Consider the following 20,999-nt stretch of genomic DNA (forward strand, 5'->3'; position numbering starts at 1 on the left):
TTAGATCCCCGCTACTGATTTAGTTTCGATTGCAATTCCAGGACTCATTGTAGAAGAAACATGAATGCTCTTAAAATAAGTTCCTTTAGCAGCAGATGGTTTTAGCTTAGAAATTACCTGAAGTACTTCTAATGCATTTTCATATATTTTTTCTGCCGGGAATGATACTTTTCCTACTGAAGCGTGTATAATACCACTTTTGTCAACCTTAAAATCAATCTTTCCGCCTTTAACATCAGTAACTGCTTTACCAACTTCGTTGGTTACAGTACCTGACTTAGGGTTTGGCATTAGGTTACGTGGACCTAAAACGCGGCCCAGTTTACCTACTTTTGCCATACAAGCAGGAGTAGTGATAATAATGTCAACATCAGTCCATCCACCTTCAATCTTGGACACATATTCGTCTAAACCTACAAAATCTGCTCCTGCTGCTTTAGCCTCTTCTTCCTTATCAGGAGTACAAAGAACTAATACACGTACAGTTTTACCTGTTCCGTGTGGTAAAGTTGCGATACCACGCACCATTTGATTGGCTTTACGTGGATCTACACCTAAACTAACATCGATATCAACCGATGCATCAAATTTAGTTGTAGTGATCTCTTTAACCAAAGCAGCCGCATCCTTTAAAGAATACGTTTTACCAGATTCTAGTTTAGCATGTGCCTTTTTTTGATTTTTTGTTAATTTAGCCACTGTTGTAAACTGTTTTTTGTTAATTAATTTGTCCAAGGTGCATCACCGCTAACGGTGATTCCCATACTGCGTGCTGTACCGGCAACCATACTCATTGCCGATTCGATAGTGAAAGCATTTAAATCAGTCATTTTATCTTCAGCAATTGACTTAACCTGATCCCAAGTCACCGAACCAACTTTCTTACGGTTGGGCTCAGCAGAACCACTCGCTAATTTAGTCGCATCCTTTAACTGGATTGCAACAGGAGGGGTTTTGATGATAAATTCGAAAGACTTGTCAGCATAAACAGTAATTACAACTGGTAATACTTTACCGGGCTTATCTTGGGTACGAGCATTGAATTGTTTGCAAAACTCCATGATGTTCACCCCCTTAGCACCTAACGCAGGCCCTACTGGTGGCGATGGATTTGCAGCTCCACCCTTGATCTGTAATTTAACAAGTGCACTGACTTCTTTTGCCATTTTCTGTTTTGTTAATTTGTAATACTCAATGTTATAATGTTGGAAGCAAGTAACATTTAAGATCTTTATATATTTCTATTCCTTTTCAACCTGCATATAATTAAGTTCTAATGGAGTTTTCCTTCCAAAGATCTTAACCATAACCTTCAATTTCTTTTTCTCTTCGTTAACCTCTTCAATAACACCGGTGAAACCATTAAATGGCCCATCCATTACTTTGATGTTCTCTCCAACATAGTAAGCAACGTTCATGGTTTCGCTTTGCTGGCTCATCTCATCAACTTTACCTAAAATACGGTTAACTTCAGCCTGACGCATAGGAACAGGATTTCCGCCCTTATCGCCTAAAAAGCCGATTACACTATTAACATTCTTAATAATGTGTTCTAACTCACCGTCTAATGTAGCTTCAATTAAAACATATCCAGGATAAAAATTGCGCTCTTTTGCAATCTTCTTTCCATCTTTCATCTGATAATATTTCTCCATCGGGATCAATACCTGAGGTACCAGATGTGAAAATCCTAAACGGCTAATTTCAGAATCGATATACTGTTTTACTTTCTTTTCTTTTCCGCTAACAGCTCTAACTACATACCATTTTAACTGATCGTTCATTTAGCTATTAATTAAAGTGATTTATAAAAAGTATCTAAAACGAATGTAGAGCCCTTATCCATCGCAAATACAACCAATGCAATGATAAAAGAAGCTACCAAAACCAGCACCGCAGAATTTTGTAATTCTCCCCATGTAGGCCAGGTAACCTTCTGGGTCATTTCTTCATACGATTCTTTAATAAACTGAACTACTTTAGCCATAATTATTTTTTTGCACGGGAACAAGGATTCGAACCCTGATCAAAGGTTTTGGAGACCTCTATTCTACCGTTGAACTATTCCCGTGTGTTTCATAATTCTTTTCCAAGAATCAGATTTGTTATTAGAAACAAAGTACTCAGGCCGATAAAGCCTAAGTACTTTGCCTTTATTTTATAAAACGTCTGGTTCCCTAAGGAGACCGGAGAACTATTTTAAAATTTCAGTTACCTGACCAGCTCCTACTGTTCTACCACCCTCACGGATAGCGAAACGAAGACCTTTTTCCATTGCGATTGCGTTGATCAATTTAACTGTGATCGTAACGTTATCACCTGGCATAACCATTTCAGTTCCTTCAGCTAGTGAGATCTCACCAGTAACGTCTGTGGTACGGAAATAGAATTGTGGCCGGTATTTGTTAAAGAATGGAGTGTGACGTCCACCTTCTGCTTTTGACAATACATAGATCTCAGCTTTGAAATCAGTGTGAGGAGTTACAGAACCTGGTTTGCAGATAACCATACCACGACGGATATCAGTTTTCTCAATACCACGTAACAATAGACCTACGTTATCACCAGCTTCACCATAATCAAGGATCTTACGGAACATCTCAACACCAGTAACAGTTGATTTAAGATTTTCAGCACCCATACCCAAGATCTCAACAGGATCTCCTGAGTTGATTACACCACGCTCAATACGACCAGTTGCAACAGTACCACGACCAGTAATCGAGAATACATCTTCAACAGGCATTAAGAATGGAAGTTCAGTCAAACGTGGAGGAATTGGAATGTAGCTATCTACAGCATCCATTAATTCCATGATTTTTCCAACCCATTTTGGATCGCCATTCAAACCACCCAAAGCAGAACCTTGAATAACTGGAATGTCATCACCAGGGAATTCATAGAATGATAATAATTCACGAACTTCCATCTCTACTAATTCAAGCAATTCAGGATCATCAACCATATCCACTTTATTCATGAATACAACCAATGAAGGAACACCTACCTGACGAGCCAATAGAATGTGCTCACGAGTTTGTGGCATTGGACCATCTGTAGCAGCTACAACGATGATAGCTCCATCCATTTGAGCAGCACCAGTAACCATGTTTTTCACATAATCCGCGTGACCTGGACAGTCAACGTGAGCATAGTGACGGTTAGCTGTTGAGTACTCAACGTGTGCTGTATTAATAGTGATACCTCTTTCTTTTTCCTCAGGAGCTGAGTCAATCGAATCAAATGAACGCGCCTCAGATAAACCAGCATCAGATAACACTTTAGTGATAGCTGCTGTTAAGGTTGTTTTACCGTGGTCAACGTGACCGATTGTGCCGATGTTTAAGTGCGGCTTGCTGCGGTCAAACTTTTCTTTTGCCATGTTTTTATACTTATTAGTAGGTTAACTTTTTATTTATTTATTGTTTTGATACAATTTTCAATACAAAAAACCTTGTTCTCTCTGTGTTAACAGATTTAACAAAGTATCTTTATTTTTGAGCCAAAGATGGGACTTGAACCCACGACCTCTTCCTTACCAAGGAAGTGCTCTACCGCTGAGCTACTTCGGCTAATCTCAGCTTGCAATTCTCTATGTGCCGAACTGCCCACCTTTTTCTATTTGAGCGAAAGACGAGGTTCGAACTCGCGACCTATAGCTTGGAAGGCTATCGCTCTACCAACTGAGCTACTTTCGCTTCTTATTGTGGGGGGAGAAGGATTCGAACCTTCGAAGTCTTGCGACAACAGAGTTACAGTCTGTCCCATTTGGCCACTCTGGTATCCCCCCAAAAAAAGAGCCTCCTATCGGGATCGAACCAATGACCTACTGATTACAAGTCAGTTGCTCTACCAGCTGAGCTAAGGAGGCTTATATCATGCATTGCCAAAATAAAGCAATGGATTTTATAATATTAATCTTTCATAGAACTTTCCGTTTTAGTTAGCGAGCAACGCCCTCTCTGAAACGGAATGCAAATCTACAAGAATTTATGTTCTACGCAAAATTATTTTCAAAAAAAAACAGGCGGATTTAAATCCGCCTGTTCATTATAAAAAACGCAATAAATATATGTCTAATAATCAGACACTTCATCAGCATTCAGCAAAGCTTTGTGCTCACTGAGCTTGTCTCTCGTCTTATCTTTATGTTTTGTAATTTGTTTTCTTAAGGATTCTATAGCCAAATCGGTCGCCTCTTCAAACGATTTACATTGCTCTTTTGCAAACATGGTCACTCCCGGAACGATCAGTTTAATCTCGCTGATCTTATTCGCTTCATCATCTACATTCTCTAATTTTAAATAGACCTCACCACTGATGATCTGGTCAAAATACTGATCTAGCTTGTCTACTTTCTTCTGGATAAAATCTAACAACTTGTGGTCCGCAGTGAAATGGATCGATTGAACTGTAATTTTCATATTTACCTCCTTGTTTTATGCCTTTGGATGGGCTTGTTTATATATTGATTTTAGTCTTTCTACTGAATTGTGCGTGTATACCTGTGTAGCAGCCAAACTGGCATGCCCAAGCAGCTCCTTTATTGCATTTAAATCTGCCCCCCTATTTAATAAACTGGTTGCATAAGAATGTCGCAATACATGCGGACTTTTCTTGTCCTGTGTGGAAACGTACGTCAAATAACGGGTTACTATTCTGTGAATTAATTTGGGATAAGCATCAGCCCCTTTATCTGTAACGAATAACACCCCCGTTTTGTTATCGAAATTTTGCATCGATTTTAATGTGATGTACTCTTTTAGCTGATTAGCAAGCGGTTCGGCTATTGGAATAATTCTTTCTTTATTTCTTTTACCCAAAACCTTTAAACTGCACCCGTAAAAATTGATGTCAGAATCCTTTACAGACAACAGTTCTGCCAAACGCATCCCTGTACCGAATAACGTTTCAATAACGAGCCTGTCCCTTACAGATGGAAAACTGTCATCAAAGATCTCCGTAGAATCCAACAGCAGGTCCAGCTTCTGGTCGTCAATAAATACAGGAAGCCGCTTCGGTATTTTCGGTGCTTTCACCTGGGCCATTGGATTGCCGGTAAGTATTCCGCCACGAATCAAATGTTTATAATAACTGCGGAGCGTAGAGAGCTTCCGGCCAACAGAACTCTCAGAGACATGTTCATCCATCAGGGACACGATAAAGTCTCTTACATGGATGTATTTGGCTTCTGTAAGCTGTAAATCGTAGGTATGAAGGAGATAGTCCCTAAACTGGGTCAGATCTGTCCGGTAAGATTGAATGGTATGCGGAGAGTAACGCTTCTCATGTTCCAGATATGTTAGAAATTGATCAACAGCCATAAATAATATTTGCCATGCCCTATAAAAGTCAATGTACAAAACATTATTTTAATACTGTTCATTTTTTTTATTCAAAAAAAAAGCGCCGGCATAAACGCCGGCGCTTTTAATATATTTAAGCTATTGGATACTTATATAGTACCCTCTAGTTGCATATTTTGCTTGTATATTGCATGTTTAACTTGCGTACGACGAGCTACAGATTTCTTTTCGTAAGCTTGGCGGCTACGTAATTCTCTCAATACACCTGTTTTTTCAAATTTCTTTTTGAAACGTTTTAGGGCTTTGTCAAGTGATTCGCCGTCTTTAATATTAATAATGATCATAACGTAAAAATACCTCCTCTCGTTGTTTTTAGGATTGCAAAGATAAAGTTTTCATTTGATAATCAAAACAATAAATCACAATTAAACACAAAATAAAAGAGACTGCCTTAAAGACAGCCTCTGGATTAATTATATTTGGTTAGAATATTCGTTTTAATTTATTGCCGATCCTAGTTCTTTAATACTTCCCTTGCAATAACAATCTTCTGGATCTCTGAAGTTCCTTCTCCAATCGTACATAGTTTGCTGTCCCGGTAAAACTTCTCAACAGGAAAATCTTTTGTATAGCCATAGCCTCCAAAGATCTGCACTGCTTCAGTTGAGGATCTTACTGCAACCTCCGACGCGAAGTACTTCGCCATTGCAGATTCTTTGGTCATCGGTAAACCTCTGTTCTTTAGATCAGCCGCCTGGCGGATCAATAATTCTGCAGCTTCAATCTCTGTAGCCATATCGGCCAGTTTAAAACTGATGCCCTGAAAATTCGCAATCGGCTGTCCAAACTGATGACGTTCTTTAGCATAAGCCAAAGCAGCTTCGTAAGCGCCCTTCGCAATACCCAGTGATAAAGCCGCAATAGAGATTCTCCCTCCATCCAACACCTTCATGGCCTGTTTAAAACCATCACCAATATTACCCAGCATATTTTCTTTTGGAACACGGCAATTGTCGAAGATCATTTCCGTAGTTTCAGAAGCCCGCATACCCAGCTTGTTTTCCTTTTTGCCGGCAGTAAAACCAGGAGTACCACGTTCTACGACAATTGCAGAAATCCCCTTAGAATCACCTTTCTCTCCGGTACGCACCATAACTACCGCAATATCTCCGGATTTACCATGGGTAATCCAATTTTTAGACCCATTGATTATATAATCATCTCCATCAGCAACCGCAGTGGTCATCATACGTAAAGCGTCAGAACCGGTATTGGCTTCAGTTAACCCCCAGGCACCTATCCATTCTGCAGTAGCCAGTTTAGGCAGCCATTTTTGCTTCTGCTCTTCATTCGCAAAAGCCAGGATATGACCCGTACATAATGAATTATGTGCCGCTAAAGAAAGTCCAACAGAACCGCAAACCTTAGCCACTTCAACAATAACATCCACATATTCCTGATACCCTAATCCCGATCCGCCATAGCTTTCCGGAACAAGAACGCCCATCAAACCAAGCTCACCCAATTTTTTAAAAACGGCTACAGGAAAATATTGCGATTCATCCCATTCCATTACATGAGCACGAATATTCTTCTCAGTAAAATCTTTAACCATTTTCCTGATCATTTCCTGATTTTCAGAAATGCTGAAGCTATATCCTAATGCACTGTCCATTGTTTCTAACATATTTATTCGCTTGAATTGCAGCAATTATAAACAAATAAAACAATAGCACCAGCAGTTAAATATTTGCCTTAAGATAGAACGAAATGGTATTTAGTTCAATAACCTTTCCCCTTGATTTTATTAACTCAAATACCTGAGAAAATCTTTCTATTTTTTTTTAGTTTTACTTTTCAAACCAACAAACCAACCATGAAATTCATTACCAGGAAAGATATTTTTGAACAATTGAAAAAAGACCTAATCGGAAAAGATTCTTACCGTGGCGTAACGCTCACTTACTCCTGGATGGCCAATCAGTTTGGCCATTTTTCACTGGGGTTCATTCCTACCTTTATACTATATAAGATCTTTGTTTCTTCAACCTCCATAAATCCCCCCGCCCTATGGGCATCCCTAATTGTCTGGTCCATATGGATCCTGTTTGAGCTGTTCAACTTTTTATGGCCCTTATTAAAGCCAGCAATAAAGGGACAATCTTCCATTAAGTATACCTTTAAACCTGAATGGGGAAACATAGCTTTCGATACCGCAACAGACCTTTGCTTTTTTGGAATTGGTGGTTTTACAGCCAGCCTGATCTGCGGGTACTCGTCAATAGCAGCGTACCTGCTGGTCATATTGACATTGCTGATCATTTATCCAGCCTATCATTGGTATACCACGAAGATGTATCTTCAAAACGCAGAATATCCGTTCCAGCACCGGTTAAGTCAGTGGCAGATGAACATTACAGATTCAAATAGAGCGGCCATTATTGATTTTGTTGAAAATACAGTCCAGGGAAAGCATTTGTTACTCTTTGGCTCAAAGGGAAGTGGAAAAACAACACTTTCTGTAGGAATTGCAACAGAAGCATCTATCAGAAAGAATCCATGCAGTTATGTTACCGCAGTAAAACTACTATGTATGTTCTTTGAAAAAGAAGATCAGAAAGCGCAAAAATCCGGGCTGTGGACCTGGCGCGATTCATCCATTCTCGTAATTGATGACATTAACCCGGGTGGGCTGATCAAAGATGATATCCTTACCGCAAAGCTTTTTTACCAATTGCTCAATAATTTAGATTGCGGCCCATCCAATATCAAACACATCCGGGAAAAGAACATCATTTGGGTAATGGGTAACGAAGATCCAAATAAACAGCTTGAAGAAAAATGGGAAACTTTATTAAAACAAATAGGTGTATCCGAATCAAATATTAAAATAGTAAATCTGGACAATAGCCAAAAGGGGTAATATAAAATTATCGTAGGCAAAGCTAACCAGATGAGTAAGGCTTTTAACATCAAAACGCTTATACAATGGAATGATCCTTTTTTCAATAGCCGAATGTGATACATTTAATTCGCTGGCAATCTCTTTGAAAGAATATCCCCGGGCAACCAATGAAAGCGCTTCCTTTTCCTTGTTGGATATTGCCAAATGACTGAATAGGATCTTATTCAGTTCTTCTTCAAATTTCTCCTTCTCGGGCCCATAGGCTGCATAACGCATCACACGGCCAAAAATCAAACTGCGGTTGATTTGAAAACGGCCAATAATAGCATCTATTTTTCCATTTTCAGAACTAAATACACCAACCCTGGCAATGATAGGTACCTGGCTCCCATTCTTATGGATTTTTTTAAGTTCAATAGTGAAGCTATATCTCTCCAGATCTTTGCTTTTATTGTGAATAAATTGAAGTGCCTTATCATTCAGGTCATGAGAAAAGGGGGCAAATTCCGGGGCAGACATATTAACAATGGCCAGCATATTGATCTCATCATCCCTATATCCTACAACTTCTTCCCATCCACTTGCATAAACCATTCTATTCTGCTTAAATGAATAAATATAAACCGCCTCTTCCGGAAATCTTGGAATTGTATTTTTGTAATACAATGCTTCCTCACTTTCAAGTTCCGCAGGAATATCTGTTATAAAATTCCTAGAATAATCCCCAAAATCATTTTTCACCTTCATTTTTATTCTTAAGCCTTAATAAAACAACCAGAACTGCGTATTTTCTCAGTTGTCTGAAATAAATAGCTTGGTAATTTTGTAACAAGTTTAATTAAAATCCACATCAATTTATTAAAATAATGGAATAACTCTAAAAATTTTAATCACGCTAAACAAAATACCATGCAAACTAAATCATCAAATAAATTTTTCACATCAGAATTATCAATTTTTATTCTAAAAATGATAGCTTTAGGCTTAGTGATACTCATTCTGTACCAGGCAAGTGTCTAAGCAGGATTAATAAGAGGCCAATGAATAGATCTGGTCAGAGTAAGATTTAAGCCGGTCCCTGCCATTAAGAAAGTCCAGCGCAATAATAAAAGAATAAGCCGAAACCGATGCTCCCAATTGCATAATCAACTTAGAAGCCGCAACCACAGTTCCACCTGTTGCCAAAAGATCATCGTGAATCAAAACCCGTTGTCCGGTAAGCAATGCATCTTTATGACATTCTATAACAGCACTTCCATACTCAAGATCATAAGATTCCCGGATCGTTTTATAGGGCAGCTTACCTGCTTTACGGATCGGTACAAAAGGTACATTTAACCGTTGTGCCAGAGATGGGCCAAATAGAAAACCTCTGCTTTCAATACCTGCAACCACATCGATCTGTATATTTATAAGTTGCGATGCCAGTGCTTCCACAATTTCAGCACAAAGCAAAGGCTCTTTCAGTATAGGGGTAATGTCTTTAAAAATGATCCCAGGTTTAGGAAAATCTTTCACGTCGCGTACGGTTTGCTTAATCTTTGATTCGATCATTTTTAAAAAGTAAGGTAAGGGGCTAAACGCTTCAGTACCTCCGGACTAAGGATGACCACATTGTTCAGTTCTGCAATATTAATATAATTTCCATGTTGTTTTCTATATTGTATCAGTGCATTTACTTGTTTATATCTTATATACGGATGATTTTTAAAATCTTCAGGCATTGCTTCATTCACATTGATCTTTTTAATTTTTGAAACGTCGACAATAAACTGATCTTTGATCTCCATATATTTCGTAGAATCAAGACCAAAAACTTCCATAAGTTGTTCCTTTTTATAGAAACCACCAATCCGTTCCCTATACTTCATAATTCGAAGCGCAAATGCCGGCCCAATTCCTCTGATCTCTTCTAATGCCGTACTGTCTGCCCCGTTGATCTCAATAATTCTTAATACTGATAACGGATGATCCTGATCCTTTTCTTTTATAATTGGGTTTTCAAAACCACTTGTTAATTCACTCTGATCATTAATCCTAACATAGGGTACCAAACGCTCATAAAGTTCATGACTAATAACATACATTTTCTTTAAATCTTCCGGCTTTCTAAATTGCCCGCCTTTAGCGCGGTATTTTAAAATTGATGCAGACTGTCGTTCTGATAAACCCAGTATTTGCCATTCATCAGCATCAATTTCATTCGGATCAAAATAAAACAAGACTGGCTTTCTTTTCAAATATGCATTGCCAGGCAATATTTTATTATGCGCTATCCCGTCTTTTTCAGATAAGAATAACATCTTTACCACCTCCGTGGATTTGGCATCGATTGTATCTCCAGTTTTAACTAAATTATAACCATACGGAACAGTTCCAATCAACACAATTAATCCAAGTAAACCCAATAATCCATTAAATTCGGCTTTACTAAAGCCAAAGGCGTCATTTAACCACTTTTTCATTTTTTTATATCAATAATTGTAAGCAGTTAACAGTAATGCTTTAATGTCGTATTACCACACAAAAGATGTACTTAATGGATTTAAAAATATAAATCTTATTTTTGAGTGGAATTAAAGTTCAAAACAAGCATAAATGAAGATCATAACAACCCAGGAGTTTGCAAAGGCTACCAAAATAGATAAATTAGGCGTACCCGGTCTTGCAGCTTTACTCATGGAGATGATGAAACTCAATGATATCAATAAAGTTTTTTCTAAAAACGTACAGTTTAACGGGCTTGAATTTGTAGATAAGATCCTGGAAACAATAGGTGTTACCATAGATTTTGACGAAGATGACCTTAGAAATATTCCAAAAACAGGAGGCTTTATTGCCATAGCAAATCATCCTTATGGAGGTATAGAGGGTCTTGCTCTGGTTAAATTATTATGTACTGTAAGACCTGAGGCCAAGGTAATGGTTAATTTTATCCTCAAAAAGATTCCCAATCTGAGTGAATTTTTTGTGGCAGTTAACCCCTTTGAAAACGTTCAGCACTCCTCTAGTATAAGTGGTCTTAAAGCAACTTTTGACTTACTGCAAAGCGGCACACCTATTGGTATATTTCCTGCCGGAGAGGTTTCAACATTCAGTTTAGATAAGCAAGAGATCACGGACAGGCTTTGGCATCCTGTAGTAGGAAAACTAATTGCCAGAGCTAAGGTCCCTGTTGTACCGATCTATTTCCATGGAAACAACGGCGTTCTGTTTAATATACTAAGTTTTATACATCCAACGCTAAGAACAGCAAAACTGCCTTCAGAGTTTTTAAACAAGCAAGGATTAAAAATTAAGGTCAGAATTGGGAAGCCAATACATATTGAAGACATTTCTTACCGGAATAACACCAATAAGCTGCTTGACTTTTTAAGGGCAAGAACATATGCATTGGGAACCGGACTGGATGAGGAAAAGAAATTATTTAACCCGATCAGCTTATTCAAAATAAAGAAAAAGCCCGAAGAGATCATTGAGGAGACCGAACGGAATAAAATTTTACAAGAGGTTCAGCAGCTCGAATCATTTAGGGTATGGCAGGAAAAGAATTATGAAGTATATATTACGCCTACTTCAAGTATCCCCAATATTTTACGGGAGATCGGACGACTAAGAGAGATCACCTTCAGAGAGGTTGGAGAAGGAACTAACAAGAAAATAGATCTCGATAATTATGACATCTATTATAATCACCTCTTTATTTGGGATAAGGACCTTCAGAACATTGTTGGTGCGTACCGTATTGGAAAAGGAGATGAGATTTTAAATACCATGGGAAGAAGAGGATTTTATCTTTCCGAACTTTTTAAGATCAAAGAACCTTTTTATCCTATACTAAGAAAGGGTATCGAACTGGGGCGCTCATGGATTAGAAAAGAGTATCAGCAAAAACCACTTCCACTCTTCTTGCTGTGGAAAGGCATATTGAAATATTTATTGGATAACCCTCAATATAGGTATATGTTCGGTCCGGTTAGCATTAGTAATAACTTTTCAAAATTCTCTAAGTCCCTGATTGTAGATTACATCACTAAGAACCACTTTGATTATGAGCTTGCACATTATGTAAAACCGAAGAACAAGTTTAAAGCAGATCTTTCTGCAATTGATAAGGATCTTTTGATAGAAAGCAGCGATTCATTAAAAGACCTCGACGGGCTCATTTCAGACATTGAGAACTCACACATTAAGATTCCGGTATTATTGAGACAGTACATGAATCTGAATGCAAAGATTATATGCTTCAACATCGATCCTAAGTTTTCAGATTGCCTGGATGGATTTCTTGTTGTAGACATGCAAAACATACCACCAGAAATGCTGGAGAAGATTGGTAAAAATTTTTAATAGAAAAAGCCACGACATCCATCGTGGCTTTTTGTTTATCAACTAAACCTAAACGTATAAATACTAACCAAATATTTATAGCGCAAATCTAAGGTCATCATGTTAAGCAGTTGTTAAAAAGCAATTATCTTACTATTTCTATTTAATCTTTTTTAATTATCCTCAGTGCGTTATTATATATTCCTTCATAATTTGTCACTACATTAATTTTTACAAGTTCTGTTTTTAAGTCAGTTAGTTTATCTTCAATATTTTCAAGGCTGGCTGTTGAGTTCCCCCGCAATGCATCAATCTTACCATTGATCTCAATAAAGCTTTGATCAAAGTTCTCAAGGCTGGCTGTTGAGTTCCCCCGCATAGCATCAATCTTACCATTGATCTCAACAAAGCTTTGATCAAAGTTCTCAAGGCTGGCTGTTGAGTTCCCCCGCATAGCATCAACCTTATTATTTACCGAATCAATCTTACCGTTTATCTCAACAAAGCTTTGATCAAATTTCTCAAGGCTGGATGTTGAGTTCCCCCGCAAAGCATCAACCTTATTATTTACCGCATCAATCTTACCGTTTATCTCAACAAAGCTTTGATCAAAGTTCTCAAGGCTGGATGTTGAGTTCCCCCGCAAAGCATCAACCTTATTATTTACCGCATCAATCTTACCGTTTATCTCAACAAAGCTTTGATCAAAGTTCTCAAGGCTGGATGTTGAGTTCCCCCGCAAAGCATCGATCTTATTACTTACTCCTTGAACATGTTCGAGTAAAATTAACATTGTATTTTCAATACCTGTTACTCTTGTTTCCAATCGATTCATAATCTCTTAATTTATCCAAAAATACAATTTAACTACTTAAATTAAAAATAAATTAAATTATATTTTACTATAACGATAAATATAATTCATTAATAATAAAAAAACTGATTTTATTTACAAAACTAATATCATGTAATACCCATAAAAAACCTCAATTAAAATATTAAAACTATAATCTACAAACTATCGCTTTACAAAAAATTTACGTATATTTAATATTAACTAAATATAAAATCATGGGCCGTTTGCTAAGAATATTCGGTACGCTCTGTTTATCTATAATTTTCATACATGGTTATGGGCAGGATAAGAACTATAACATCGGCTTTGAGTTTTATAACGACACCTTTAATCTTGAGATCGATTCTACAATTCTCATAGGTCACAATAACATATTTTCAGAAGAATATATTAAATCTTGTTATAACCGGGTAAATGCCGGTAAATACAGGCAGATCCTTGATCAGTTAACCAACTACAAAGAAAAACACCAGCTTAACGATTGGATGTACTATCAGTTGATCAGAAAAACTGCGGAGCAGATTAGCCCGAAAAAAGAAAACTACGAACGCTATACATTTTACAAATGGTTTTTACTCGTTAAATCTGGCTACGATGCCAGGTTAACGTTAGCTAATAACCGGATTATTTTCTATGTATATAATGATGAAGACATCTCAGACATCCCATACGTGATGTTTAAGAACAGGAAATATATGTGTCTTAATTATCACGATTATTCAAATGAAGATCTTAATAAATTTCCACCTCATGACATGATCAGTATTCCCGAATCAAAAGAACCCTTTTCTTACATCGTAACCCGGATGCCTGATTTTAAACCTGAAGATTATACAGAGAAAAAAATAGAATTTAATTACCGCCACAAGGTATATCACTTCAATATTAAATTGAATCCCGAGGTAGAACGGTTGTTTGCCAATTATCCGGGTGTAGACTTTGGCTATTATTTTAATATCCCTTTAAGTAAAGAAACATATGGATCTTTGATTCCAATGCTTAAAAAAAACCTAAAAGGAATGAAGCAGAAGAAAGGCATTGATTACCTGATGCGATTTACCAGGTATGCTTTTCTTTATGAAAGTGATGATAAGAACTTTGGTAAGGAAAAAAGACTGTCTCCGGAAGAGACCTTGTTTTCAGAATATAGTGATTGTGACGATAGGGCTGCTCTATTCTTCTACCTGGTTAAAGAGATTTATAACCTTCCAATGATCGCTATGCTTTATCCTACACACATCACAATGGCAGTACAGTTTGATAAGCCCGTAGGTCAGCCCATCGTATATAAAGGAAAAACGTATTCAATCTGCGAGCCCACACCACAATCAGAAAACTTAAGCATTGGCCAATTATCTGCCAATCTAAAGAATATCCCCTACCAAGTGGTCTATCACTATGAACCCGGACAATAAATTCTGCTTCTGCCAAATTAATGACAAAAGCAGGAAAACAAGGGAAATTAAATAGAAGTAGTAGAATTTGGATAAAAATATTGTTTAACAAATACAGTATCACTATAAGATGCATTCACATCGCTTGCCATAATGACCTTAATCTCCAATAACCATTTTGATTTATTAATTGATTTGCCAGGAGTAAGATTCTTGCCCTTTACATAACCATCAATTTCTTTAACAGGAATCATATTGCAGGCAACACAAGAACTGATCAGCTTTACACGCCCAGCTAAGACATCTGCTTTCCCCAACTCAAAATTGCTCCCGTTCATTGGCGCCTTAACAAAAAGAAGTATATTATACCCTGGCCTGCTCATATTTGTATGGAATAACCTGTAATTGCCCGCGGCAGTCATAAATAGACTTCCGCCAGTGTTGATATCTGCATTTTCGTTAAATAAGAAAGTACAAGATGAATTTGCAGGACATTGGGTTAGGTCTTTATCTTCTATATTAACAACAACGCCTTTGTCTTTGGCACATGAGAAGTTAATTGCGATAGCGGCGTATAGCACAAATAACTGAATGGTAGCTCTTTTCATATCTTTTAGTTTGTTTACTACTAAAACGAGGGCTAAGTCTATTTCGCTACAAACTCCAGATATAAAAATATCAGGAGTTTGAATATTTAAAGATATAAAATGCTATCGTGTATTAATTAACGGTCACATTCTTAGTTGCTATGCCAGTTGTACTGTACTTTCCACCATAAACAGAACATTTTATTTGATAGCTTCCTGGAGATAAGCTCAGCTCAAAAATATTTTCAGAGCCTGTATATCCATAATAATAAGTCGTTCCGCTAATACCTGTAACTTCCCAATGGTATGAAAGTCCGGCTTCTAACGATTTGTAGCTCATATGAAAAGTCCGCTCCCCAGAAAAGGTACTTGGTCCGCTAATCATAGGCACAACCGTACTGCTTGTATTTATTGGATAGAGGGTTGTTATTGCTGCTGCATCGTAAACAGATGGTAATGCAGGATAGCTGCTGCTGTATGAGCTTATCGCTGTACCGCCATTCATAACAGAATAGGCATCAGTGTTTGGTGTATTAGGGATTTGAGCGGCATAACCTTCATCCATTTCATCCCAGTTTGTATGTCTCAAACCTAAAGTATGTCCAATTTCATGAATCATATTCCAGGTGGTTTGGCTATTATCGATGAAATAATTGGTGTTAGGATCTCTAAAATCAGTATTTACAAGAATTAAATTGCCTGGTTTACCATCATATGTAGGAGGCAAAGCACCTGCAGCTGTATAAATATCAAATGCACCATTATCACCTCGTATCTCAATATCAGCCAGCAATGATGGATCATAATCCTTAATAAATAGATTGAGCTTAATGTTGCTGTTTGCCGTTGAGTTCCAAATCACCACTGCTTGTACCACAGCCGAGTACCAGGTGCTGTTTCCCCAAATTGACTGGTCAATTGATATCGTGACATTTTGGTAACTGCCTGAAATTAGATAAGGTGTTTGGGCCTGGGAAATCCCCTGGTCAAGGCCCATTAATTTTTCTATCCCTTTTGATTTAGCCAGTGTTTCTTTTGAAAGTAAAATATCATTTTCAACCAGGTAATAGGCTCCTAAATCTTTAATCTCTTTAGTACTATAGCCTAAAGTTTCAATTTTAGAAAGTGTAGCCGCATCAATAGCTTGTTTATGAGATGCTTCAGCAGTTGGCTCATCTGTTTTTTTACACGACGAAATAACTGACGTCAACAATACAGCAGCCAAAGCCAGACGTATTGTAAATCGGTTTAAAGTAGTTTGAGTTTTCATAGGATATGATTTTTATTTGAACTTACAAGTCTAATTTAAACTAATCATTAAATAATTATTAATATTTACACAATACCATTAACCTAAGAATGAAAAATACAAATTATTATTGGCCTATGGTATTTTAGCAAACGCAAAAAAGGCTCCCGAAAAATATCGGGAGCCTTTTTTATTATAGTTATTTATAAATTTTGACTATAAGTTGGCTAACAAGTTAACACCATCAACTGTAGCCCATTTTCCACCTGTTATAGCAGCTCCTGTAGCAGTAGCAGATACTGACCAGTTGGCACCAAAGCTAGTAGCAGATACATTAATTGTACTTACTCCAGAGATGAATATAGTTGGGGTATTATTAAGCTTAACATTAGTTAACTTAATTTTACCTGTTAATACCTGATTGTTAAAAGTATTCAAATCACGGATCTGAACTGCTCCACCAGTAAATGCTGTTGGTGTAGTCTGGCTGTTATAACCATCGATAACAATATTGCTAAAGTCGCCGTTTCCTTCAGCTTTGAATTGGAACGCATCTAATTGAATTTCACTTTGTGCTTCAGTAGTTGTACCAGCAGCTCTTTTTAAGGTCATGTTGGTTACTTTTGGCCAAAACGTGTTATTCACACTTTTTGATTCTACTTCTACTCCGTAGTTAGCAATACCAGTTTGGTAAGCAAACCAGTTTGTGTTTTCCTGACCTCTCCAGCCATCTTGCCAATCGAAAGAATCATCACTGTTTGCATAAGAAATTAAATTCTTACCACTAACTGTTCCACCATAGAACTCAAAACCATCATCATTACCTCTATAAGAAACCAGGTTTTCTAACACAGTACCTGAACCTACAGAATAGAAAGAGAAACCATTGTGCTCTTTACTGTTTGTAGTAATTACCTGACCTGCATATTCTACTCTCACATATTTCAATGTACCGCCATTGTGCGTTAAGTTAGAGCCACCATAGGGTAAACCTAATCCATCTTCTGATGTAGCTGTTTGTGGAGTTGGTGCAGTAGCAGAATTCACGATTGGGGCATCTCCGTACATGATGATACCAGCCCATGAACCACCAACTTTTGATTTCTCTGTAAGCACGATTGGCTCATCAGCAGTACCGATAGCAATTAATTTACCACCGTTTAAAACAACTAGTCCATCTTCACCGTCAGTTTTATCAGCAGTAATGGTAGAACCTGCTTCAATTGTTAAAGTAACTCCTGAAGAAATTTTAACCATTCCTTTTAATGTATAATTCCCATAAGCAAGAACTGTATTGGTTGTATAGTTAGCACTGATCTCACCTTGAACTGGTGCTTTTACTATAGGATCATCATCATCACTAGAACATCCTGTGAAAATTGACGTGGTAATTGCGATTGCAAAAAGTACTTTTTTCATTTTTAATAGATTTGTTGTTTTCATTTTTTCAAAATTAATCTTATGATATTTTTTATACGTTAATTCTATTTTACCTTTATATAATCAATGTGTTAGCGAATTGTTAACCGCCAAGGCTTAAAAAGTATAGCCAAGATTTAATGAGAAGCCAACTCCTCTTTTAAAATCCTTAACAGTCAGGTCGTTCTCAACGATATTCACAGTGCTTTTGTCTCCCAATTCAACTTTATAAAGTGGATTTAAGATATTTTCTACACCAAACTTCACATCCCATTTATCTGAGATTTTATTATTCCAGATAAAATCAAGTTTACCAAAAGGCTTTTCATAATAGTGATCCAGGCCATTAGTACCCACTGCATAAATCCTTTCGCCGTAAACATTATAAGCCAGGGTCATGGTGTTTTTCCATTTTTTGCTGAAAGCAGTTTCATATTTAATATCCGCATTGATCAGCCATGGAGAAGCACCTTGCAGTCTGCGCGTATTATCGTTGCCAATAGCAGCCGTTTCTGAACTATTTTTAATCTTATCAATGGTCGTTTCAGTAACCATCAACGAAGTGTTAAAACCGACAGAGAAATCTGATAAGGATTCAGATACCCTGCTCAACTGAAGTAGGAATTCTAACTCAGCTCCATACAATACTGCTTTTTTAGAGTTGTTATAAGTAATCGATAAACCCCCGCTTCCTGCAGATTGCAGAAACAAACGTTCAATAGGGCTATCCAGATACTTTGCAAACCCGGTAACTGCAATCATTTCTTTATCAGTAGGGAACAACTCATATTTAACGTCGAGGTTGTAATTTTTGCTGTTGATTACGTTAGGGTTACCATTCTCGATCGTTGCATCAGGGTTAACAAATTCCAAAGGAAAGGCTTCCATAATTACTGGCTTCGTTAATGTTTTCGAAGCTGAGACCCTAAAGTTCGCTTTATCATTTAAAGCATACTTAAAGTTCAATGATGGAAGTATGTCAAAGTTATCTTTGATAATCTTTTCGAAGGGAGCATCAAAACTACCAGAATTTCTATATCTGGTAATTCGCTGAGATTGTTCAAATCTGATACCTGCGTTTAAATCTGTCTTTTCACCTAATTTTAAAGCCAAGTCACCATAACCAGCATTTACGCCTTCCTGCATTCTCGCTTTATATGTAGCATTTGATCCTTCTCTATAGCTGAAATTGCCACTTGAAAGCTCAGATGTAAATTTTGTATCCGGTTGATCTGTATTAAAAATAACATTATTAGATGCCAGGTTTTGTGAGATTAAGAATCTGAAATTCGACTCCATCTTACTAAAAGATCCGTTATATCCTAAAGAGAGTTTATGCGCTTTAGTGATATCATCATTACCAAATCTCCAGTTATACTCTGCTAATCCCGATGCGTAGAAACTACCATCAAAGTCCATATATTGTCTAACGATACTATTACCGCTATAGCTCACTGAAGTAGTAGATTCATCTATACGGGAACCTTTAAAGGATTTTCTGTCTGGCAATTCAAACTTGGTCTTAGAGTAAGAAACACCAGCACGTACGCTATGTCTGTTATCTTTAGTTAGTTTATAATTTGCAAACAACTGGCTGTTTAAAAAGTCAGAATTTGTCAGTTGATTCAACCGAATAAAAGAGTTGGTAACTGTAGCCTGGCTATTGGTATATCCAAGCTGATCCTGGATCATATTTTCAGTACTCTTCAAATAGAAAGTGTTAAAGCTTAAGTTTAAACGTTCTGATTTGTAATTAAGGGCACCCAATAAAGATGAGTTTGTAGAGAATCTATATCTGGTTGTATATAAATTGTTATCATAGATACCTTGCGCAGTATTAAAAAACCGGTCAACACCTTCTCTAATTTGAAAATTATTATCTGTGTTTAAAGATATTAGATATTGCCATGAACGTTGATTATCTAAATTGAATTTTTGAGTATGTAAAATACCAAAGCTGGTATTTAGCGGTGCCTTTCCATCTTCCACATCGAATCCAGAACCAAATTGCGAAAGCGCTTCACTTGAAGATAAGGTATAAGATGCAGGAACATTTCCTAAAATCTTAGGCAGCTCACGGTCTGTACCTGGAAAACCCAGAAAATCACTAAAAGAGCCGGCATCTTTAGATTTCAAAAACCTCTTCAGGTTACTGTTTGAAGTAAAACTGGTACCGATATTTATTTTAGTTTGGGCTTTCTCGCCTTTAGAGGTAACGATATTAAAAGTTCCGCCTGCAAAATCCCCGTATAAACTAGAATTAAAGGTCTTGTAGGTTTCCAAAACACTTACAATGTCTGTAGGGAAAACATCTAAAGGAATGATCTTTTTAAAAGGGTTGTTCGAGGGAACGGCCAAACCGTTAATTAACAAATTATTGTACCTGTCTTCCAAACCTCTAACAAAAAGTCCTCTTCCATCAACCTTAGTAATACCGGTAATTTTGGTTAATCCTTCTTCAACATCACTTACGCCCTTTCTCGAAAGTTCCTGAATCCCGATGCCTTGTTTAATCTCGGCTGAATTCTTTTGATTTAGCATGATGGAAGTTTCAGTCTCCCTGCTCATCTGACCAGTTACAACTACCTCGTTCAGTTTTTGAGTAGCATTAGACTCTTCCAGAATAAGGTCAACTACTGTTGATGCTCCGTTCTTAACTTCAACATCAACGATTGCTTTAGTAGTATATCCAACGTAAGATGCTTCAATGGTATATTTTCCTGAAGCAATACCACCAATCAGGTACTTTCCTTCAACATCTGTTGCGGCACCTTTAGTGCTGCCTGCAATCTTTACCGTAACACCAATTAGTGTTTCACCGGTTTTCTTATCAGATACTTTACCAGAAATTTTTCCTGTTTGTGCAAATACTGCTGTGCCAATAATTACGAATACCAGAGTAATTAATGCCTTCTTAAGATTTAGTTGTGATTTCAATTTGCCGTGTATTAATT

At 37.2% G+C, this 20,999-nt stretch carries 20 protein-coding genes and 5 tRNA genes; 3 read left to right on the forward strand and 22 right to left on the reverse strand.

Annotated elements, in window-relative coordinates; all coding sequences use genetic code 11:
- The 14 genes from rplA to ATK78_RS17385 all read right to left on the reverse strand — a co-directional run bounded on the left by rplA (position 1) and on the right by ATK78_RS17385 (position 6,993).
- Complete coding sequence (gene rplA, locus ATK78_RS17320) at positions 1–699, reverse strand: 50S ribosomal protein L1 (RefSeq protein WP_133577406.1); 699 nt, start codon at positions 697–699, stop codon at positions 1–3.
- Between the two features lie 23 nt (positions 700–722).
- Positions 723–1,166, reverse strand: a complete 444-nt coding sequence (gene rplK, locus ATK78_RS17325) for a 50S ribosomal protein L11 (RefSeq protein WP_037443979.1) — start codon at positions 1,164–1,166, stop codon at positions 723–725.
- A 75-nt stretch (positions 1,167–1,241) separates the two neighbouring features.
- Positions 1,242–1,784, reverse strand: a complete 543-nt coding sequence (gene nusG, locus ATK78_RS17330; protein WP_133577407.1) for a transcription termination/antitermination protein NusG — start codon at positions 1,782–1,784, stop codon at positions 1,242–1,244.
- An 11-nt stretch (positions 1,785–1,795) separates the two neighbouring features.
- Positions 1,796–1,987: a preprotein translocase subunit SecE gene (gene secE, locus ATK78_RS17335; RefSeq protein WP_133577408.1), complete on the reverse strand. Its 192-nt coding sequence runs from the start codon at positions 1,985–1,987 to the stop codon at positions 1,796–1,798.
- A gap of 13 nt (positions 1,988–2,000) precedes the next feature.
- Positions 2,001–2,071: transfer RNA gene (locus ATK78_RS17340), tRNA-Trp, on the reverse strand.
- Between the two features lie 123 nt (positions 2,072–2,194).
- A complete protein-coding gene (tuf, locus tag ATK78_RS17345; protein ID WP_074612231.1) occupies positions 2,195–3,382 on the reverse strand; it encodes an elongation factor Tu in 1,188 nt (395 codons plus the stop codon).
- Positions 3,383–3,500: 118 nt separating this feature from the next.
- Positions 3,501–3,572, reverse strand: a tRNA-Thr gene (locus ATK78_RS17350).
- A 53-nt stretch (positions 3,573–3,625) separates the two neighbouring features.
- Positions 3,626–3,698: transfer RNA gene (locus tag ATK78_RS17355), tRNA-Gly, on the reverse strand.
- A 9-nt stretch (positions 3,699–3,707) separates the two neighbouring features.
- Positions 3,708–3,790, reverse strand: a tRNA-Tyr gene (locus ATK78_RS17360).
- An 8-nt stretch (positions 3,791–3,798) separates the two neighbouring features.
- Positions 3,799–3,871 (reverse strand) — tRNA-Thr (locus ATK78_RS17365).
- A 205-nt stretch (positions 3,872–4,076) separates the two neighbouring features.
- A complete protein-coding gene (hpf, locus tag ATK78_RS17370) occupies positions 4,077–4,424 on the reverse strand; it encodes a ribosome hibernation-promoting factor, HPF/YfiA family (RefSeq protein WP_133577409.1) in 348 nt (115 codons plus the stop codon).
- A gap of 15 nt (positions 4,425–4,439) precedes the next feature.
- A complete protein-coding gene (locus ATK78_RS17375; RefSeq protein WP_133577410.1) occupies positions 4,440–5,324 on the reverse strand; it encodes a tyrosine-type recombinase/integrase in 885 nt (294 codons plus the stop codon).
- Between the two features lie 131 nt (positions 5,325–5,455).
- Positions 5,456–5,650 (reverse strand): 30S ribosomal protein S21, encoded by a 195-nt coding sequence (rpsU, locus tag ATK78_RS17380; RefSeq protein WP_012781007.1) that lies wholly within the window; start codon positions 5,648–5,650, stop codon positions 5,456–5,458.
- A gap of 170 nt (positions 5,651–5,820) precedes the next feature.
- On the reverse strand, positions 5,821–6,993 hold the full coding sequence (locus ATK78_RS17385) for an acyl-CoA dehydrogenase (RefSeq protein WP_133577411.1): 1,173 nt from the start codon (positions 6,991–6,993) through the stop codon (positions 5,821–5,823).
- A 189-nt stretch (positions 6,994–7,182) separates the two neighbouring features.
- Between ATK78_RS17385 and ATK78_RS17390 the strand changes: the two genes are divergently transcribed.
- Positions 7,183–8,229 (forward strand): ATP-binding protein, encoded by a 1,047-nt coding sequence (locus ATK78_RS17390; protein ID WP_133577412.1) that lies wholly within the window; start codon positions 7,183–7,185, stop codon positions 8,227–8,229.
- Here ATK78_RS17390 and ATK78_RS17395 read toward each other — a convergent pair.
- From ATK78_RS17395 to ATK78_RS17405, 3 genes are all read right to left on the reverse strand, one after another.
- Positions 8,185–8,958 carry a LuxR C-terminal-related transcriptional regulator gene (locus ATK78_RS17395; protein ID WP_133577413.1) on the reverse strand — a complete coding sequence of 258 codons (774 nt, stop codon included), beginning with the start codon at positions 8,956–8,958 and terminating at the stop codon, positions 8,185–8,187. The two genes, ATK78_RS17390 and ATK78_RS17395, sit on opposite strands and share 45 nt — an antisense overlap.
- Before the next feature lie 279 nt (positions 8,959–9,237).
- Complete coding sequence (locus tag ATK78_RS17400) at positions 9,238–9,765, reverse strand: adenine phosphoribosyltransferase (protein WP_133577414.1); 528 nt, start codon at positions 9,763–9,765, stop codon at positions 9,238–9,240.
- 2 nt (positions 9,766–9,767) lie between these two features.
- Entirely contained in the window at positions 9,768–10,676 is a 909-nt protein-coding gene (locus ATK78_RS17405; protein WP_133577415.1) for a ComEA family DNA-binding protein, read from the reverse strand.
- 133 nt (positions 10,677–10,809) lie between these two features.
- On the opposite strand from ATK78_RS17405, the gene ATK78_RS17410 reads away from it, so the two are divergent.
- Positions 10,810–12,561, forward strand: coding sequence for a lysophospholipid acyltransferase family protein (locus tag ATK78_RS17410; RefSeq protein WP_133577416.1), 1,752 nt, complete (start codon positions 10,810–10,812; stop codon positions 12,559–12,561).
- A gap of 142 nt (positions 12,562–12,703) precedes the next feature.
- Here ATK78_RS17410 and ATK78_RS17415 read toward each other — a convergent pair whose 3' ends face one another.
- A complete protein-coding gene (locus ATK78_RS17415; protein WP_133577417.1) occupies positions 12,704–13,375 on the reverse strand; it encodes a hypothetical protein in 672 nt (223 codons plus the stop codon).
- A gap of 236 nt (positions 13,376–13,611) precedes the next feature.
- Between ATK78_RS17415 and ATK78_RS17420 the strand changes: the two genes are divergently transcribed.
- Complete coding sequence (locus ATK78_RS17420) at positions 13,612–14,811, forward strand: hypothetical protein (RefSeq protein ID WP_133577418.1); 1,200 nt, start codon at positions 13,612–13,614, stop codon at positions 14,809–14,811.
- A gap of 47 nt (positions 14,812–14,858) precedes the next feature.
- Here the strand turns inward: ATK78_RS17420 and ATK78_RS17425 are convergent, their stop codons facing one another.
- The 4 genes from ATK78_RS17425 to ATK78_RS17440 form a co-directional block, all read right to left on the reverse strand.
- Positions 14,859–15,398 (reverse strand): hypothetical protein, encoded by a 540-nt coding sequence (locus tag ATK78_RS17425; protein WP_133577419.1) that lies wholly within the window; start codon positions 15,396–15,398, stop codon positions 14,859–14,861.
- Between the two features lie 112 nt (positions 15,399–15,510).
- Entirely contained in the window at positions 15,511–16,647 is a 1,137-nt protein-coding gene (locus ATK78_RS17430) for a zinc metalloprotease (protein ID WP_133577420.1), read from the reverse strand.
- Between the two features lie 195 nt (positions 16,648–16,842).
- Positions 16,843–18,069, reverse strand: a complete 1,227-nt coding sequence (locus ATK78_RS17435; RefSeq protein ID WP_243732564.1) for a hypothetical protein — start codon at positions 18,067–18,069, stop codon at positions 16,843–16,845.
- 93 nt (positions 18,070–18,162) lie between these two features.
- Positions 18,163–20,982, reverse strand: coding sequence for a TonB-dependent receptor (locus tag ATK78_RS17440; protein WP_133577421.1), 2,820 nt, complete (start codon positions 20,980–20,982; stop codon positions 18,163–18,165).
- Positions 20,983–20,999: the final 17 nt, after the last annotated feature.

The organism is Pedobacter metabolipauper, assembly GCF_004362715.1.
GTDB classification, from domain to species: Bacteria; Bacteroidota; Bacteroidia; order Sphingobacteriales; family Sphingobacteriaceae; genus Pedobacter; species Pedobacter metabolipauper.

Excerpts from the sequence above, each read along its gene's own strand:
- rpsU (WP_012781007.1), bottom strand. The coding sequence starts at position 5,650 with ATGATCATTATTAATATTAAAGACGGCGAATCACTTGACAAAGCCCTA.
- ATK78_RS17385 (WP_133577411.1), bottom strand. The coding sequence starts at position 6,993 with ATGTTAGAAACAATGGACAGTGCATTAGGATATAGCTTCAGCATTTCT.
- ATK78_RS17425 (WP_133577419.1), bottom strand. The coding sequence starts at position 15,398 with ATGAAAAGAGCTACCATTCAGTTATTTGTGCTATACGCCGCTATCGCA.
- secE (WP_133577408.1), bottom strand. The coding sequence starts at position 1,987 with ATGGCTAAAGTAGTTCAGTTTATTAAAGAATCGTATGAAGAAATGACC.
- ATK78_RS17430 (WP_133577420.1), bottom strand. The coding sequence starts at position 16,647 with ATGAAAACTCAAACTACTTTAAACCGATTTACAATACGTCTGGCTTTG.
- ATK78_RS17390 (WP_133577412.1), top strand. The coding sequence starts at position 7,183 with ATGAAATTCATTACCAGGAAAGATATTTTTGAACAATTGAAAAAAGAC.
- ATK78_RS17405 (WP_133577415.1), bottom strand. The coding sequence starts at position 10,676 with ATGAAAAAGTGGTTAAATGACGCCTTTGGCTTTAGTAAAGCCGAATTT.
- ATK78_RS17375 (WP_133577410.1), bottom strand. The coding sequence starts at position 5,324 with ATGGCTGTTGATCAATTTCTAACATATCTGGAACATGAGAAGCGTTAC.
- ATK78_RS17420 (WP_133577418.1), top strand. The coding sequence starts at position 13,612 with ATGGGCCGTTTGCTAAGAATATTCGGTACGCTCTGTTTATCTATAATT.
- ATK78_RS17400 (WP_133577414.1), bottom strand. The coding sequence starts at position 9,765 with ATGATCGAATCAAAGATTAAGCAAACCGTACGCGACGTGAAAGATTTT.
- nusG (WP_133577407.1), bottom strand. The coding sequence starts at position 1,784 with ATGAACGATCAGTTAAAATGGTATGTAGTTAGAGCTGTTAGCGGAAAA.
- ATK78_RS17415 (WP_133577417.1), bottom strand. The coding sequence starts at position 13,375 with ATGAATCGATTGGAAACAAGAGTAACAGGTATTGAAAATACAATGTTA.
- ATK78_RS17435 (WP_243732564.1), bottom strand. The coding sequence starts at position 18,069 with ATGAAAACAACAAATCTATTAAAAATGAAAAAAGTACTTTTTGCAATC.
- rplK (WP_037443979.1), bottom strand. The coding sequence starts at position 1,166 with ATGGCAAAAGAAGTCAGTGCACTTGTTAAATTACAGATCAAGGGTGGA.
- hpf (WP_133577409.1), bottom strand. The coding sequence starts at position 4,424 with ATGAAAATTACAGTTCAATCGATCCATTTCACTGCGGACCACAAGTTG.
- ATK78_RS17395 (WP_133577413.1), bottom strand. The coding sequence starts at position 8,958 with ATGAAGGTGAAAAATGATTTTGGGGATTATTCTAGGAATTTTATAACA.
- tuf (WP_074612231.1), bottom strand. The coding sequence starts at position 3,382 with ATGGCAAAAGAAAAGTTTGACCGCAGCAAGCCGCACTTAAACATCGGC.
- ATK78_RS17410 (WP_133577416.1), top strand. The coding sequence starts at position 10,810 with ATGAAGATCATAACAACCCAGGAGTTTGCAAAGGCTACCAAAATAGAT.